Raw genomic sequence first — 15,648 nt, forward strand, 5'->3', positions numbered from 1 at the left:
GCCAACCTTCCCACCGGCGTCCGGCGGTCACCTCTCGGTGGCCGCCGGATGTCGTTCTCAGCCCCGCGAGTCGGAGGTGGACGGCGCCGGGCGGCCACCGGGCTGGCCGGCCCGGCGTGGCGCGAGGAGCGGCGACCGGTGCCGGACAAGCCGTGGCTCCCGCCGGACGTCCGGCTCCTGCTCGACGGCCGGCGGACTGATTCGCGCAGGTCAGACGTCGAAGGCGGCGGGACGAGCGGTGGCCGCCGGCGGCGGGGCGGCCTTCCACAGCCCGGTCTTCTGCGCGGCCAGCCGGGCCAGGTAGGCCGGGTTGAGGATGACGTAGCGGCGCCAGAGCCGCTTCGGCTCCAGGCCGAGCCGCCAGAACCACTCCAGCCCGGCCCGCTGCATCCACGGGGGCGGGTTGCGCAGCAGGCCGGCGTGGTAGTCGAACGCGGCGCCGACCGCCATCAGCGGCATGTCCAGCAGCGGCCGCATGGCGTACGCGAAGACCTCCTGGCGGGGGCAACCCAGCCCGACCAGGACGAGCCGGGCGCCGCTGGACTTGATCCGGTTGGCGATCTCGACGTCCTCGCCCGGCTGCATCGGCCGGAACTTCGACGGCTCGACTCCGGCGATCTTCAGCGCCGGGAACTTCCGCTCCAGCGCCGGGAGCAGCCGGGACAGGGTCTCCTCGGTGGACCCGTACAGGTAGACCGGCAGGCCCTCGCCGGCGAACCGGGCGAGCACCCGCAGCGTCAGCTCCGGGCCGTAGACCCGGTCGGTGAGGCCGGCGCCGTGCAGCAGGTTGAGCGCCCAGCGGACCGGCTGCCCGTCCGGGGTGACCACGTCGAACGAGTTGAGCCGGGCGTTGTGCGCGGGGTCGAGCACCCCGGTCATCACGCCGTGCACGGCCAGCGCCGTCAGGGCCAGCGGGTGGCGCCCGTGCGCCGCCGCGACGACCGCCTCGGTCGCCCGGGCGTAGTCGGTCGCGTCGACGAGCACGCCGAGCACGTTCCGCTTGGTGCCGGCGGTCATGGCTTCGGCACCCACTTGTCGACGTTCGCGTCGTAGATCTCGCGGAGGATCATCGGCACGTCGTAGGTGATCTTCCAGTCCGGGTAGTGCTCCTCGAACCGGGCCATGCTGCTGACGTACCACTGGTGGTCGCCGGTACGCGCCTGCTCGACGTAGTTGATCTGCGCCTCGCGGCCGGTGATCTCCTCGGCGATCCGGAACGCCTCGATGTGCGAGGTGTTCGAGTGACGACCGCCACCCAGGTTGTAGACCTGGGCCGACCGTGGCGCGCGGAAAAACGCCTCGAACGCGGTCAGCACGTCCCGGGAGTGGATCGCGTCCCGGACCATCTTGCCCTTGTAGCCGAAGAGGTTGTACGTCCGGCCCTCCATCACGCAGCGCATCAGGTACGCCAGGAAGCCGTGCAACTCGGCCGCCGAGTGGGCCGGGCCGGTCAGCGTGCCACCCCGGAAGCAGGCGGTCTTCATGTCGAAGTACCGGCCGTACTCCTGGACCATCACGTCGGCGGCGACCTTCGAGGCGCCGAAGACCGAGTGCAGCGACTCGTCGATCGACATGTCCTCGGTGATGCCCTGGTGGTACGGGTGGTCCTCGGGCAACTCGTACCGGGTCTCCAGCTCGATCAGGGGCAGGCTGTTCGGGCGGTCGCCGTACACCTTGTTGGTCGAGCAGTGGATGAAGGGCGCGTCGTTGGCGTGCCGGCGGGTGTTCTCCAGCACGTTGAGCGTGCCGCCGGCGTTCACGTCGAAGTCGGTGTACGGCTCCTTGGCGGCCCAGTCGTGGCTCGGCTGCGCGGCGCTGTGGATCACGACGGCGATGTCCGAGCCGTACTTCTTGAAGACCCGCTCCAGGCCGTCCCGGTCCCGGATGTCCACCGAGTAGTGGGTGTATGCGCTGCCCAGCTCGGCGGCGAGCCGGTCCAGGCTCCAGGACGTCGAGCCGTCCTCGCCGAAGAAGTACCGCCGCATGTCGTTGTCGATGCCGATCACGTCGAGACCGAGGCCGGCGAAGTGCCGGGCCGCCTCGGAGCCGATCAGACCGCCTGAACCGGTCACCAACGCGACACTCACAGGCCACTCCCGATCCGTAGGGGGCAGGGAAACCATCGGAGCATAGCGCGATGCCCGGCATGCCCCGATATGACGCGAGGGCCCCGCTGTCTGCGGAGCCCTCGTTGTGGTGGGGAAGGGGGGAGTTGAACCCCCACGCCCTTTCGGGCACACGGACCTGAACCGTGCGCGTCTGCCATTCCGCCACTTCCCCGTGGCCTGACCTGCAACAACGTAGCTCATCCCGCGCCCGCCACCTGCGGCGGATGCCGGGACATATTACGCTGTCTCCGGTCATCGCCACGAGCGATCACCGTTCGTGGCGGACGAAACTGTAGCACGACAGCAGGACCGGCCACGAACGGGCCGCCGGCAGCCGGCCGAGCGGCGTGTGAGCTGCGGAGGCGGTGTCCGGATACCATCATGGCCTCGGAACCCGAGGAGGAGCCGGTGAGCGTGCTGCAACGCTTCGAGAAGCGTCTGGAAGGCCTGGTCGAGGGGGCCTTCGCCAAGGTCTTCAAAGGGGTGGTCCACCCCGTGGAGATCCTCAACGCCATGCAGCGGGAGGCCGAGGCGCACAAGGCGATCCTGGCCGGTGGGCGCACTTTGGTGCCCAACCGCTACGTGATCGATCTCTCGCCGTACGACCACAGTCGGTTGGCGCCCTACGCTGCGGCGCTGGCCCAGGAGCTGGCCCAGTCGCAGGCGGAATTCATCGGCGAGCAGGCCTGGACGGTCTACGGCGACGTCATCGTCGAGGTCGAGCGCGGTGAGGGGCTGGACACCGGCATGTTCCGGGTCACCGCGGAGGTCTACACCGGCGGCGACGTCGCCCCGGTCTCCGCGCCCGGCGGCTACGAGGCCGGACCCGCCTACCCGTCGTACGACCAGGGCGGCGGCTACGGCCCGCCGCCGGGGCAGGGTGGTGGCCGCAACGTCCGGTTGGTCTCCGGTGACGGCCGTACGTACCCTCTCCAGATGGGCTCAACGGTGATCGGTCGCGGTGACCAGGCCAACCTGCGCCTGCCCGACGTGGGCATCTCCCGCAGACACGCCCGGCTGGACTTCGACGGTGGCCAGGTCGTGCTGACCGACCTCGGCTCGACCAACGGCACGATGGTCAACGGCCAGCGCGTGTCCGCCGTCGCCCTCAACCCGGGCGACATGGTCCAGCTCGGCACCACCACCCTGACCTTCCGCGTGGACGGCTGATCAGCGTTGCCGGAACTCGTCATCACCGTCGCCCGGTTCGGTTTCCTCATCCTGCTGTGGATCTTCGTGTTCACGGTGGTGGGGGTGATCCGCCGGGATCTCTTCGCCGGGGCCAGGTCGGGTCGGCTGGTGGCCGCGCCACGCGCGGTCGGGGCATCGATCGGGCAGGCAGCGAAGCCGGCGAAGGTGAAGCGAGGCAGGGCCGCGCACCAACTGGTCGTCACCGCCGGCCAGTTGGCCGGCACCCGGATCACCCTCGGCGAAGCCCAGATCACCATCGGCCGGGCGGAGGATTCGACGCTGGTGATCACCGACGACTACGCCTCGGCGCGGCACGCCCGACTCGTGCCGCGCGACGGGCAGTGGTTCGTCGAGGACCTTGGTTCGACTAACGGCACCTACCTGGATCGCGCTAAGGTCACCGGACCAACCCCAGTCCCCCTCGGCGTGCCGATTCGTATCGGCCGCACTTCCCTCGAATTACGGCCATGACTCTGACCCTGCGCTATGCGGCCCACAGTGACCGCGGTCTGATCCGAGACGGTAATCAGGATTCCGTCTACGCCGGGCCGCGGCTGCTCGCCGTCGCCGACGGCATGGGCGGCATGGCCGCCGGTGACGTCGCCAGCAACATCGTCATCGGTGCCATGGCGCCCCTCGACGAGGACGTCCCCGGGGACGCCCTCGTCGACGCGCTGCGTTCGGCCGTCGGCACCGCCAACCAACAGCTCCGCGACACCGTGGACGCCAATCCGCAGCTGGAGGGGATGGGCACCACGCTCACCGCGACCCTCTTCTCCGGCAGCAAGTTCGGCATGGTCCACATCGGTGACTCGCGGGCCTATCTCCTGCGCAACGGTGAGTTCGCGCAGATCACCAAGGACGACACGTACGTCCAGATGCTCGTCGACGAGGGCCGGATCAGCGCGGAGGAGGCGAGCAGCCACCCCCAGCGCTCGCTGCTCACCCGGGCGCTGGACGGCCGCGACATCGACCCGGAGTACAGCGTCCGGCAGGTGCTCCCCGGCGACCGCTACCTGATCTGCTCCGACGGCCTCTCCGGGGTGGTCAGCGCGGACACCATCGCCGACGCCATGCGCCAGTACGCCGAACCGCAGCAGTGTGTGGAGCGCCTCGTGCAGCTCGCCCTGCGAGGCGGCGGCCCGGACAACATCACCGTGATCATCGCCGACGCCACCGACCAGGACATTGTCGAGGCGACCCCGATCGTCGGCGGCGCCGCGGCCCGGGACCGGGGCATGGCCACCTCCGCCGACGTCTCCACCCCGGCGGCCCGCGCCTCGGCCCTGTCCGCCCCGCGGGCGGCCGCGCCGGAGGAGCCGGCGGACGCCCGCGACGACGAGCCGGAACGCCGCCGGCACCGGCCGCTGCGTACCGCGGCGATGCTGCTGGCGCTCCTGGTCATCCTCGGCGGCGGCGTCTTCGGCGGGTGGAGCTACACCCAGCGCCAGTACTACGTCGGCGCCACCGAGGACGGCCAGCTCGCCGTGTTCCGCGGCGTGCCGGGCCAGATCGCCGGCCTCGACCTGTCGAGCTTGCACTCCACCAGCCCGGTCAAGCTGGACGACCTCACCCTGGCCGCGCAGGAGCAGGTCAAGCAGGGCATCCAGGCCCGGAACGAGCCGGACGCCGAGCGCCGGCTGGCCGAGCTGATCAACGACGACCCGACCAACCCCAACCTCAAGCCGATCTGCCCGCCGAGCCCGACGGCCATGGCGGCCAGCCCGACTCCGGTCCCGACCCCAACCCCGAGCACGACCGCCAGCGCATCGACCCCGGCGGCCAGCGCGAGCGTTGTCCCGTCGGCCAGCGCCACGCCGGTGCCGACCGGCTCGCCTGCGCCGACCACCACGCCCGACGCCGTCATCTCCGACACCGTTCCGCCGGTCGATCCGGCGGGCTGCCGGTCGCCGGAGTGAGTGTCGGCTCGACCCCGAGGACCCGACCGTGACCGCAGCCGCCGTACCGGCCACCTCGCCCGCCTCGACGGGCGAGCAGCCGGGCGTACGCCTGGCCCGGTCCCGGCGTAACGCCGAGCTGTCCCTGCTGATGCTCGCCATGGTGCTGGTGGCGGCGTACGGGGCGACCGTCGAGGCGAACGTGCTGGACACGGTCACCCCCGACTTCTGGGTTCCGGCCGCCACGCTGGGGCTGGTCTTCCTCGGCCTGCACCTGGTGATCCGTTGGCTGGCGCCCTTCGCCGACCCGGCGCTGCTGCCGGCGGTCGCCCTGCTCAACGGCATCGGGGTGGGCTTCCTGCGCCGGTACGACCTGGCCGACGCCGACGCGGCCGACCGGGAGAGCCTGGCCATCTTCGCGGGGACGGGCGGGCGGCAGCTCGCCTGGACGCTGGCCGCGGTGGTCCTCGCCGCCGTGCTGCTGGCGATCATGCGGGACCACCGCTCGCTCTCCCGGTACGCGTACACCCTGGGGCTGGCCGGCATCGTGCTGGTGATGATCCCGGCGGTGCTGCCGGGCAAGTTCTCCGAGGTCAATGGCGCCAAGCTGTGGATCCGGTTCGGCGGGTTCCAGATTCAGCCGGGTGAGTTCGCCAAGCTCGCCCTGCTCACCTTTTTCGCCTACTACCTGGTCCGCAAGCGTGAGGTGCTCTCGTTGGCCAGCCGGCGGGTGCTCGGCATCGACTTCCCGCGCGGCCGGGACCTCGGCCCGGTCCTGGTGGTCTGGATGATCAGCATCCTGGTTCTGGTCTTCGAGAAGGACCTGGGCACCTCGCTGCTCTACTTCGGCATGTTCGTGGTGACGCTCTACATCGCCACCGAACGGGTCAGCTGGCTGCTCATCGGCCTGGTCCTGTTCTTCGGCGGCGCCTACCTGGCGTACGTGCTGGGCGGCACCATCGGCGGCCCGTTCGCGAACTTCTACGTCCGTGCGGAGATCTGGCTGGACCCGTTCGGTGACCCGCTCGACAAGGGCTACCAGCTGGTCCAGGGTCTGCTCACGCTCGGCACCGGCGGCCTCTTCGGGGCCGGGCCGGGCGGCGGTCAGCCGACGCTGGTGCCCGAGGTGCAGAACGACTTTATCTTCGCCGGCATCGGCGAGGAGATCGGCCTCTTCGGCCTCTCCGCGCTGCTCGTGATCTATCTGCTGATCGTGGAGCGGGGGCTGCGGGCCGCGCTGGCGGTGCGGGACTCGTTCGGCAAGCTGCTGGCCGGTGGCCTGGCCTTCACCCTGGGCCTGCAGGTCTTCGTCATCGTCGGCGGGATCAGCAAGCTCATCCCGCTGACCGGTCAGACCACCCCGTTCCTCTCCGCCGGTGGTTCGTCGCTGATGGCGAACTGGCTGCTCATCGCGACCCTGCTCCGGGTCTCCGACGGCGCCAGCCGGCCGGTGGCCCCCGGCGGCCCGGCGGCTCGGCCGAGCGGCGGTCCGCCGGAGCAGCTGCACGGTGCCCACACGGAGGTGATCCGGCCGTGAACGCACCCCTGCGTCGCGTCGGCGTGGTCGTGATGATTCTTTTCGGGCTGCTCTTCGCGAACCTGAACTGGATCCAGGCCTACAAGGCGGACGAATACCGCACCAGCGACTACAACGGCCGGGTCCAGGTCGATGAGTACAAGCGCAAGCGCGGCAACATCGAGGTCGGCGGCACCGCGGTCGCGATCAGCAAGGACACCGGCGGCAAGCTCAGGTTCCAGCGCACCTACCCGGGCGGCGAGACGTACGCGCACGTGCTCGGCTACAAGCCGGTCAACAACGCCGACACGGGCATCGAGCGGCTGGAGAACGAGTTCCTCGCCGGGACCAGCGACCAGCTCATCGGTGACCGGGTCAGGGACATGTTCACCGGCGAGCAGACCGGTGGCGGCAACGTGCTGCTGACCCTGTCCAAGCGCGCCCAGGAGACGGCGTACAAGCAGCTCCAGAACAACCAGGTCGGGGCGACCCGGGGCGCGGCCATCGCGATCGACCCGCGTACCGGCGCCGTGCAGGCGCTCGTCTCCATGCCGAGCTTCGACCCGAACCCGCTGGCCGACCACGACAGCGCCGCGGCCGGCAAGGCGCACGACCAGCTCGAGAAGGACCCGGACCACCCGCTGGCCAACCGGGCGCTGTCCGAGACCCTCCCCCCGGGCTCCACCTTCAAGATCGTGGTGGCCGCGGCGGCGCTGGAGAACGGGGTCACCAAGGAGACCGAGATCCCGGCGGGGTCGAACTGGACCCCGCCGACCGCGGGCAAGCCGATCGAGAACGCCGCACGCTCGATCTGCCCCGGGCCGCCCGGCACCAAAGTCACCCTCAAGGACGCCGTCACCTACTCCTGCAACACGGGCTTCGCCCAGTTGGGCGTCACGCTCGGCGCGGACAAGGTCAAGGACGCGGCCCGCCAGTTCGGCTTCGAGCAGGACGACCTCACGGTCGGGCAGCTCGGCAAGGGCGGACTGTCGGTGGCGGCCAGCCGGACCGGCGACATGCAGAACGAGGACGGCAGCACTGACCCCGCGGCGCTGGCCCAGTCCTCGATCGGGCAGAACAACGTACGGATGACCCCGCTGCAGGGCGCGCTGATCGCCGCCGCGGTGGCCAACGACGGCAGCCAGATGCGGCCGTACCTGGTCAACCGGCTGCTCGGGCCGGACCGGACCACCGTCTACGACGCCGCCAAGCCACGCGAGCTGCGCCGGCCGGTGAGCGGGCCGGTCGCCGCCGACCTGCGGGACATGATGGTCAGCGTCGTCAAGAACGGCACCGGCGGGAAGGCCGCCATCAAGGGCTATACCGTCGGCGGCAAGACCGGTACCGCGGAATCCGGCCCGGACACCCCCGACCACGGCTGGTTCATCGGCTTCGCGCTGGACAAGAACGGCACGCCGATCTCCGCCGTCTGCGTGGAGCTGGAGCGGGCCGGCAAGGGTGGCAGCGGCGAGGCGGCCCGGATCGCCGGCCGGATCATGGCGGCGGTCATCGCCGACTCCGGAGGCCGCTGACATGCTCAGCCCCGGGGTGCAGCTCGGCAACCGCTACCGCCTCGACGAGCGGATCGCCAGCGGTGGCATGGGTGACGTCTGGCGCGGCACCGATCAGGTGCTGGGCCGTACGGTCGCCGTGAAGAGCCTGCTCCCCGCCCTGCTCGACGAGCCCGGCTTTGCCGAGCGGTTCCGCGGCGAGGCGCGGACCATGGCCACCATCAACCACCCCGGCGTGGTGGACGTCTACGACTTCGGCAGCGACCAGCAGATCGCCTTCCTCGTCATGGAGTACGTCGAGGGCGACGCGCTCTCCTCGACGCTCAGCCGGGTCGGGCGGCTCACCCCCGCCCGGACGATGGCCCTGCTGGCGCAGGCCGCCGACGCGCTGCACGCGGCCCACGAGAAGGGCATCGTGCACCGCGACGTGAAGCCGGGCAACCTGCTGGTCCGCCCGAACGGCACGCTGGTGCTCACCGACTTCGGCATCGCCCGTTCCGACCTGGTCGGCCAGCTCACCGCCGCCGGCTCGGTGCTGGGCACCGCGTCGTACATCTCGCCCGAGCAGGCGACCGGTGCGGTGGCCACCCCCGCCTCGGACGTGTACGCGCTCGGCGTGGTCGCGTACCAGTGCCTCGCCGGTCGACGGCCCTTCGAAGGGGACAACCCCCTCGAAATCGCGATGAAACATGTACGCGATGCGCCCCGGCCGCTCCCCGCTGACATCCCGCCCCAGGTCAAGGCGATCGTGGAGCGGGCCCTGGCCAAGGATCCGGCGGCCCGCTGGCCGAGCGCAGCCGCCCTGGCCAGCGTCGCCCGGCAGGCCAAGCTCGCCCTGTCCCGGCAGGCGCGCGGCGGTCAGCCGCACCCGATCCCCGGCGTACCGTCCTCGTCGGCCGGGCCGGCAGCCCGGGCGCAGGTTCCGGCGGCGTCGCGCCCGCCCGCGGTCGCGCCGACTGCCCAGCAGCCGCGCCCGCCGGTCGCCCCGCGCGCCGCCATGGCCGTCCCGCTGCCCGGGCAGCACAACCCCCTCGGGTACGCCCGGCCGCCGGCCGTCCAGGCTGCGCCGCTGCCGGCCCCGCGCCGGTCCCGGCCCGGCCTGTGGCTGACCGCCATCGTGCTGGCCGTACTGGTCGTACTCTGCTCGGGCGTGATTTCCTACAACTACCGGATGCACGGGGCGGCCGGCGACCCCGGCGGGCTCGCTCCGGTGAGCGTGACGTCCGGCGCGGTGCGGGCCCACGGAGCGGACGATCTGGTCCGGGCGTCGTACCGTCGTGGGGTACGGCTCCAGCCGGCTGGCGGCGAGACGACGACGAGCGAAGGACGAGAGACGCGATGACAGCGCAGGCCCGCCTGCTCGGTGGCAGGTACCAGGTCGGCGAGCTGCTCGGCTACGGCGGCATGGCAGAGGTGCACCGCGGTCGCGATCTCCGGCTCGGTCGGGATGTCGCGATCAAGATGCTTCGGGCGGATCTGGCCCGGGACGCCACCTTCCAGATGCGGTTCCGCCGGGAGGCCCAGAACGCCGCCTCGCTGAACCACCCGGCCATCGTCGCCGTGTACGACACCGGCGAGGAGACCTCGGCGACCGGCGAGACGCTGCCGTTCATCGTGATGGAGTTCGTCAACGGGCGGACCCTGAAGGAGGTCCTGGGCGCAGAGGGCCGGCTCCAGCCGCGCCGGGCGCTGGAGATCTGCGCCGACATGTGCGCGGCGCTGGAGTTCAGCCACCGGCACGGCATCATCCACCGGGACATCAAGCCCGGCAACGTGATGCTCACCCAGACCGGCCAGGTCAAGGTGATGGACTTCGGCATCGCCCGGGCACTGGCCAGCGGCGCCACCACGATGACCCAGACCAGCGCGGTCATCGGCACCGCCCAGTACCTCTCTCCCGAGCAGGCACGCGGCGAGGCGGTCGACGCCCGCTCCGACGTGTACGCGGCCGGCTGTGTGCTGTTCGAGCTGCTCTGCGGGCACCCGCCGTTCGTCGGGGACAGCCCGGTCAGCGTCGCCTACCAACACGTACGGGAGGCGCCGCCGACGCCGAGCACCATCAACCCGGACGTCAACCAGGCGGTTGACGCCATCGTCCTCAAGGCGCTGTCGAAGAACCCGCTGAACCGCTACCAGAGCGCCGGTGAGATGCGGGCGGACCTGCTCCGCGCCGCCGCCGGCCGCCCGGTGCTGGCCACCCCGGTCATGCCGGCCGAGGAGACCATGCCGATGGCGCCGGCCGGTGCCGCGGGCGGGTACCAGACGCAGGTCATGGGGCCGCAGAGCCGGCAGCACCCGGCCCGGGTCGGCGACCCGCGCAAGCGCCGGAGCTCCTCCTGGGTGATCGCCACCTTCGCCGGGCTCGGCGTCCTCGCGGTGATCGCCCTGGTCGCCGCACTGCTGCTGAACGAGCGCGCCGCCGAGAAGGTCAACGTCCCGCCTTTGCAGGGCAAGAGCCAGGCGGAAGCCACCGCCGAGATCCAGCGGTTGAACCTCGTCCCGGTCCCCGGCGACCCGGTGCTCAACAGCGACTGCGAGAAGGGCATGGTGGTCGACCAGAGCCCGGCCCCAAATACGCAGCTGGAAAAGGGCCAGAACGTGACGTTCCAGGTCTGCGGCGGCCCGAAGAAGGTCCGCATCCCCAGTGTGGAAGGCAGCCGGTTCGACAACGTCAAGCAGCAGTTGGAGGGCATGGGCTTCAACGTCGACCCGGAGTATGTCGACGACGCCGCGACCAAGGGCACGGTCCTCGACACCGATCCCAAACAGGGCACCTCGGTTCCGGAGAAAACCACCATCAAGGTGAAGGTCTCCAACGGCAACGTCAATGAGGTTCCGGACGTCACCGACCTCCCCAAGGACCAGGCCATCAAGGTGCTGAGGCAGTTCGGGTACAAAAATGTGAATGTCAAGAACGGTGACCTGAAGCCGGCGGACCAGGCGGGCAAGGTGAGCTCCCAGAACCCGAAGGGGGGCAGCAAACTGGCCAAGGACAAGCCGGTCACCATCTACGTCGACACCCCGCTGCCCGACCCGACCGAAACCCCGACCGAGACGCCCACCGACCAGCCCACGTCCCCGGGTACCGGCGGCGGTTTCCCCTTCCCGACCACGTCGCCGCCGCGGCCGTTCGGCCCCTAGCGCCAGCCATGACATACGCCACATCGCGGTGCCCGGGTGACCGGGACACCGCAATGTGGCGTAGCTGGCTGTAACGCCGGGACGGGCTGGCTCAGGCGGCGGCGAAGGCGGCCCGGCGACGGGCGTCCACCTCGGCGGCCAGTTCCGGAGCCCGCTCCAGTGCCGCCGGGTAGCCGCAGACGGCCAGCCAGTTGGCCAGCATGAGGTGCCCGCCCTCGGTCAGCACCGACTCCGGGTGGAACTGGACGCCCTCGATCGGCAGGGTCCGGTGCCGCATGGCCATCACCACGCCGGAGCCGGTCCAGCCGGTCACCTCCAGCTCCTCCGGCAGAGTCTCCGGCAGCACGGCGAGCGAGTGGTAGCGGGTGGCGGTGAAGGGATCGGGCAGGCCGGCGAGCACACCGACCCCGTGGTGGCTCACCTCAGAAGTCTTGCCGTGCAGCAACTCCGGCGCCCGGGTCACCGTCGCGCCGAACGCCTCGCCGATCGCCTGATGGCCGAGGCAGACCCCGAAGAGCGGCAGCCTGCCGGCGTACTCCCGGATCACGTCGAGGCAGATGCCGGCGCGGTCCGGGCTGCCGGGCCCGGGCGACAGCAGCACGCCGTCCGCGCCCAGCCGGCCCACCTCGGCGACGTCGATCTCGTCGTTGCGCCGGACCTCGCAGTCCACGCCGAGCTGGCCGAGGTACTGCACGAGGTTGAAGACGAACGAGTCGTAGTTGTCGATCACCAGGACGCGCATCGGGTCACCTGTTCGGGGTGGAGGGCGAGACGTTGTTGGTCTCCGTGCTGTACGGGATCTCCTCCTCAGTGGGCGACCCGCTGGGCACGGTGAGCTGCCCACCAGGGTCGCCACCCGGCACGCCCGAGTCGTCGGTGATCTGGCTGTCGAAGAAGGGGAGGAGAGGTTCCGCCCACGGGAAGACCACGAACCAGAGCAGGGCCGCCGTCATCGCGGTGAGCAGCAGCGAACCGATGAGCTTCCCGACCAGCCCGAACGGCAGCTTGCGCCAGATCCACGCGTACATCGTCAGCTCTCCAACTCGGCCGGGCGGCCCGCGGACTTGGGCTGGACGTGGTCGAGCCGGGCATGGATGATCAGCCGCTGGTAGTTGTCGAACTTGGGGTTGCAGGTGGTCAGCGTGAGCACCTTCTCGGTCGGCTTCGCGCCCGGCTCACCGGGCACCGGCGCCACGACCGAGACCTGGGTCGGCTTGACGATCCGCTGCTGGTAGACCTTGTAGATGAACCACTCGGTCTGGGACTCGACCACGATGTTGTCACCGGAGCGCAGCTCGTCCAGCCGCCAGAAGGTGGCCCGGATGCGGTGCCCGGCCACCGCGAAGTTGCCCACCTCGCCCGGCATGGCGCTCTTCGGGTAGTGGCCCGGGGCGTACCGGATGTCGGCCGGGGCGACCCCCTCGACCACGACCCAGTGCTTGTCGAACTTGGGGATGTAGAGCCCGGCGACGGGCTTGCCCTCCGCCGGTGGCTTGGGCTTTGTGGTGGGGGCGGTGGTCGGGCCGACCGTCGGGTCGGTGCCTTCCCACTCCTGGGCGAGTTGGCCGTTCAGGTCGTTCTGGTGGGCGTCGACGATGACCGTCTTGCCCCAGATCTCGTATCCGGTGAAGAGCAGCAACACCAGGCCGAAGGTGATCAGCACCTCGCCGGTGGCCCGTACGACCGTACGCAGCCGGGAGCCGACGGTGGGCCGGGTCAGCTCGGAGTAGACGCTCTTGTAGCCCTCGCCGGTCTGCTCGGGGCGGAGTTGTACCACCCGTTCGCCGCGTCGGGGAGGTGGTGGCTCGGCCGGAGCCTCGGACCCGTCGCCGGCGTCCCGCATCGGGGGCACGGCACCCATCAGCGCGGTCGAGTCCAGGGCCGGGTTGTTCGCCGGGCGGCGGGTGACGGCCGGGATCAGGGCCGTCGCCGCCGGGTCCGCCGGGCCGCCGGTCGACCCCGGCCGGGCCGGGCCGCCGTCGGCCGGGCGCGTCGCCCGGGGTACGCCGGCAGCCGGCGTGCCGGCTCCCCGAGCACCGGCGGCGCGACCATCGGCCGGGTGGGCACCGCGGCCCTCGGCGGGGTGCCCCGCGGCGCGACGATCCGGCCGGTCGCCCACCGGGGAGATGAACGCGGTCGGCGCGTCACCCGGAGCGGCTGGCCGTACCGTGCCGGTCGGACCGCCGGTGGGCCCGCCGGTCGGCCCGCCGGCGACCCGACGGCCGGGCACCTCCGGGGCGACACCCGGCCCGGCCGGTTCCCGATGCTGGCCGTATGCCGGCCCGGCCGTGCCCGGGCGGCGGTCGGATCGGTCGGGTCCTGGGCCGGGTGGCTCGGGGCGGCGGTCGTATGCGCCTGGGTGGTGGTCGGGTCCTGGGCCGGGTGGCTCGGCACGGCGGTCGTATGCGCCTGGGTGGTGGTCGGATCCTGGGCCGGCTTGCTCCGCGCGGCGGTCGTATGCGCCCGGGCGGTGGTCGTATGCCGGGCGGGCCGTCTCCGGGCTGCGGTCGAACCGCTCGCCGGGCGCGCCGACGCGTGGGCCGGGGGCCTCCGCCGGCCACCGGCGGGGCTGTTCCGCCGAAGCGGCGCTGCCAGCCGGGCGCGCCGGGCTGCCCGGCCATGGCGGCGGGGCCGGGAACGAGGGCGCCTGGCCGGTGGCTGGTGGTGGGGGCGGGGCCGGTGGTGGGGGCGTGGCCGGGCGGGCCTCAGACGGGCCGTGCGGGGCCGAGTCCGGCCAGGGCAGGTCGAGCTTCGGCCGGGGCGGGGCCGGAGATGGGCGCTCGACCGGCGGGTTGAAGGCGGTGGCTTCGTCGCTGTGGTCGTGGTGGCGGCCGTGCCGCTCCCAGGGCTCGTCCGGCTTCATCGAAGCACCTTCGCGGACTGGAGAGCCGTCGAGTCCTCGAATGCCGGCACGGTGACCGTCGAGACGGTCTCCCTGTAACCGAGCTGGTAGTGGTCGGCCGCTTCCCTGAACACCCGGACTCCCTCGGAGGCGGCGAGCGCCCGCTGGAGGGCGGCGGGGTCACCGATTGCCACGATCTTGAATGGAGGGGAGTACACCCGGCCGTGTAGCAGCAGGGTGTTTCCGACGCAGCGTACCGCGCTGGTGCTAAGCACGCGGACGTTCATGATTGACATGGCCTCGGCCCCACCCGCCCAGAGCGCGTTCACGACCGCCTGGACGTCGCCCTGATGGACGACCAGGTCGTCGTTGCTGGCACCTTTGGGCAAGGGCTGGTCGGCCCGCCGGGCCGCGTCGTTCAGCTCGACGATGACCCCGGTGCCGGTGAGTGCGGTGAAGCCGGCGGCCTGCCGGCTGGCTGCGGCGCGGTGCCGCTGCGCGCTGATCGGGCCGTCGGTGTCGGCCAGGGCGGCGGTCTGCTCCTCGACCTCGGCACGCAGTCGGGCGGCCTTCGCCTCGCTCGCCGCGACCTGCTCGCGCCGGTCCTCGATCAGTTGGGTGAGCTGGGGTCGGCGGTCCTCGCGCAGCGGGGTGCCGCCGGCTGTGGTCGCGGTCGTGGTGAAGAGCAGTCCGGCCGCGGCGGCGATCAGGGGTACGCCGACCGACCACCCGGGGCGGCGCTGTCGTGGCCGGCGGGGCAGCAGAACGCCGACCGCCCGCCGCAGGACCTTCCGCCAGGAGGCGGCGCCGGACGTGTACTCCACCGGGCGTTCCCTTCCCGTCGTCTCGTTTCCGGCCCGCGGCGACGCGAACCGGTGTGTTCGGCCCGAAAAGTCCCCTCTTTTCGGTCACTCCGTGCACCGGCCTGACCCCATTCGTGGCTAGGACGGTCAGTCCGGACTACGCTAGCTGTCGAACATTATTGGCCATGGACCGTCGCCCTCGCGCCCGGTTGTCAGGCCGGACGAGGTCGTACCCCCCTCTGGAGAGCGTCGTGCCCAAGTCTCAGGTCCGCAAGAAGAAGGTGTACACCCCCCCGACGGACGTGCGTCCGACGGCCACAGCGGCGACGCGCAAGCCCAGCCCGGTCTGGCTGCCGATCACCGCCGTCTCGCTGATCGTCGTCGGTATCGGCTGGTTGGTGGTGTACTACCTGTCCGAGCAGGCGTACCCGGTCATGTCGTGGGGTTACTGGAACCTCGCGGTGGGCTTCGGTGCGATGGTCGCCTCGCTGATCCTGCTCTCCCGCTGGCGCTGATCAGGTCGTACGTCACGCCTGGAGCGCCCTGCTCGCCGGGCCACGCCGCGTCCACCTAAGGTGTCGGCAGGGCGGCGTGGCCGGATGCGAGACGTGTCACGTTACTGTTGAGTAACGTTGCGC

14 protein-coding genes and 1 tRNA gene are annotated in these 15,648 nt (G+C 71.4%); 8 read left to right on the forward strand and 7 right to left on the reverse strand.

The window, feature by feature from the left end:
• Positions 1–210: 210 nt before the first annotated feature.
• The 3 genes from ACNAW0_RS23305 to ACNAW0_RS23315 form a co-directional block, all read right to left on the reverse strand.
• The gene (locus ACNAW0_RS23305; RefSeq protein ID WP_416290136.1) at positions 211–1,017 is read right to left on the reverse strand and encodes a WecB/TagA/CpsF family glycosyltransferase; all 807 of its coding nucleotides are present in this window, start codon (positions 1,015–1,017) and stop codon (positions 211–213) included.
• Positions 1,014–2,087 carry an NAD-dependent epimerase/dehydratase family protein gene (locus ACNAW0_RS23310; protein WP_416290097.1) on the reverse strand — a complete coding sequence of 358 codons (1,074 nt, stop codon included), beginning with the start codon at positions 2,085–2,087 and terminating at the stop codon, positions 1,014–1,016. Before ACNAW0_RS23310 ends, ACNAW0_RS23305 begins: the two co-directional genes overlap by 4 nt.
• A 107-nt stretch (positions 2,088–2,194) precedes the next feature.
• Positions 2,195–2,280, reverse strand: a tRNA-Leu gene (locus ACNAW0_RS23315).
• 209 nt (positions 2,281–2,489) lie between these two features.
• Between ACNAW0_RS23315 and ACNAW0_RS23320 the strand changes: the two genes are divergently transcribed.
• The 7 genes from ACNAW0_RS23320 (at position 2,490) to pknB (ending at position 11,365) form a co-directional block, all read left to right on the forward strand.
• Positions 2,490–3,278, forward strand: coding sequence for an FhaA domain-containing protein (locus tag ACNAW0_RS23320; RefSeq protein ID WP_416290098.1), 789 nt, complete (start codon positions 2,490–2,492; stop codon positions 3,276–3,278).
• Positions 3,279–3,284: 6 nt separating this feature from the next.
• Positions 3,285–3,770, forward strand: a complete 486-nt coding sequence (locus tag ACNAW0_RS23325; RefSeq protein ID WP_416290099.1) for an FHA domain-containing protein — start codon at positions 3,285–3,287, stop codon at positions 3,768–3,770.
• Positions 3,767–5,218 carry a PP2C family protein-serine/threonine phosphatase gene (locus ACNAW0_RS23330; protein WP_416290100.1) on the forward strand — a complete coding sequence of 484 codons (1,452 nt, stop codon included), beginning with the start codon at positions 3,767–3,769 and terminating at the stop codon, positions 5,216–5,218. The genes ACNAW0_RS23325 and ACNAW0_RS23330 overlap by 4 nt, the downstream gene beginning before the upstream one ends.
• A 130-nt stretch (positions 5,219–5,348) precedes the next feature.
• Complete coding sequence (locus ACNAW0_RS23335; protein WP_416290137.1) at positions 5,349–6,734, forward strand: FtsW/RodA/SpoVE family cell cycle protein; 1,386 nt, start codon at positions 5,349–5,351, stop codon at positions 6,732–6,734.
• On the forward strand, positions 6,731–8,245 hold the full coding sequence (locus ACNAW0_RS23340; RefSeq protein ID WP_416290101.1) for a peptidoglycan D,D-transpeptidase FtsI family protein: 1,515 nt from the start codon (positions 6,731–6,733) through the stop codon (positions 8,243–8,245). The genes ACNAW0_RS23335 and ACNAW0_RS23340 overlap by 4 nt, the downstream gene beginning before the upstream one ends.
• Position 8,246: 1 nt before the next feature.
• On the forward strand, positions 8,247–9,566 hold the full coding sequence (locus ACNAW0_RS23345) for a protein kinase domain-containing protein (protein ID WP_416290103.1): 1,320 nt from the start codon (positions 8,247–8,249) through the stop codon (positions 9,564–9,566).
• On the forward strand, positions 9,563–11,365 hold the full coding sequence (gene pknB, locus ACNAW0_RS23350; RefSeq protein ID WP_416290104.1) for a Stk1 family PASTA domain-containing Ser/Thr kinase: 1,803 nt from the start codon (positions 9,563–9,565) through the stop codon (positions 11,363–11,365). The genes ACNAW0_RS23345 and pknB overlap by 4 nt, the downstream gene beginning before the upstream one ends.
• 91 nt (positions 11,366–11,456) lie before the next feature.
• Here the strand turns inward: pknB and ACNAW0_RS23355 are convergent, their stop codons facing one another.
• Genes ACNAW0_RS23355 through ACNAW0_RS23370 form a run of 4 tightly spaced genes read right to left on the reverse strand, consistent with a single transcriptional unit; the run spans position 11,457 to position 15,031 of the window.
• Entirely contained in the window at positions 11,457–12,107 is a 651-nt protein-coding gene (locus ACNAW0_RS23355) for an aminodeoxychorismate/anthranilate synthase component II (protein WP_416290105.1), read from the reverse strand.
• Positions 12,108–12,111: 4 nt separating this feature from the next.
• Positions 12,112–12,393 carry a hypothetical protein gene (locus tag ACNAW0_RS23360; RefSeq protein ID WP_416290107.1) on the reverse strand — a complete coding sequence of 94 codons (282 nt, stop codon included), beginning with the start codon at positions 12,391–12,393 and terminating at the stop codon, positions 12,112–12,114.
• 2 nt (positions 12,394–12,395) lie between these two features.
• A complete protein-coding gene (locus ACNAW0_RS23365; protein WP_416290108.1) occupies positions 12,396–14,228 on the reverse strand; it encodes a class E sortase in 1,833 nt (610 codons plus the stop codon).
• The gene (locus tag ACNAW0_RS23370; protein ID WP_416290109.1) at positions 14,225–15,031 is read right to left on the reverse strand and encodes a DUF881 domain-containing protein; all 807 of its coding nucleotides are present in this window, start codon (positions 15,029–15,031) and stop codon (positions 14,225–14,227) included. Before ACNAW0_RS23370 ends, ACNAW0_RS23365 begins: the two co-directional genes overlap by 4 nt.
• Before the next feature lie 230 nt (positions 15,032–15,261).
• On the opposite strand from ACNAW0_RS23370, the gene ACNAW0_RS23375 reads away from it, so the two are divergent.
• A complete protein-coding gene (locus ACNAW0_RS23375; protein WP_416290110.1) occupies positions 15,262–15,525 on the forward strand; it encodes a cell division protein CrgA in 264 nt (87 codons plus the stop codon).
• The last annotated feature ends 123 nt before the right edge of the window (positions 15,526–15,648 follow it).

It is taken from the genome of Micromonospora sp. SL1-18, assembly GCF_047921505.1.
Lineage (GTDB): Bacteria > Actinomycetota > Actinomycetes > Mycobacteriales > Micromonosporaceae > Micromonospora.

What these genes read in the sequence shown, in the direction of transcription:
- ACNAW0_RS23305 (WP_416290136.1), bottom strand. Translation starts at nt 1,017, where the DNA reads ATGACCGCCGGCACCAAGCGGAACGTGCTCGGCGTGCTCGTCGACGCG.
- ACNAW0_RS23320 (WP_416290098.1), top strand. Translation starts at nt 2,490, where the DNA reads ATGGCCTCGGAACCCGAGGAGGAGCCGGTGAGCGTGCTGCAACGCTTC.
- ACNAW0_RS23330 (WP_416290100.1), top strand. Translation starts at nt 3,767, where the DNA reads ATGACTCTGACCCTGCGCTATGCGGCCCACAGTGACCGCGGTCTGATC.
- ACNAW0_RS23335 (WP_416290137.1), top strand. Translation starts at nt 5,349, where the DNA reads ATGCTCGCCATGGTGCTGGTGGCGGCGTACGGGGCGACCGTCGAGGCG.
- ACNAW0_RS23345 (WP_416290103.1), top strand. Translation starts at nt 8,247, where the DNA reads ATGCTCAGCCCCGGGGTGCAGCTCGGCAACCGCTACCGCCTCGACGAG.
- pknB (WP_416290104.1), top strand. Translation starts at nt 9,563, where the DNA reads ATGACAGCGCAGGCCCGCCTGCTCGGTGGCAGGTACCAGGTCGGCGAG.
- ACNAW0_RS23355 (WP_416290105.1), bottom strand. Translation starts at nt 12,107, where the DNA reads ATGCGCGTCCTGGTGATCGACAACTACGACTCGTTCGTCTTCAACCTC.
- ACNAW0_RS23360 (WP_416290107.1), bottom strand. Translation starts at nt 12,393, where the DNA reads ATGTACGCGTGGATCTGGCGCAAGCTGCCGTTCGGGCTGGTCGGGAAG.
- ACNAW0_RS23365 (WP_416290108.1), bottom strand. Translation starts at nt 14,228, where the DNA reads ATGAAGCCGGACGAGCCCTGGGAGCGGCACGGCCGCCACCACGACCAC.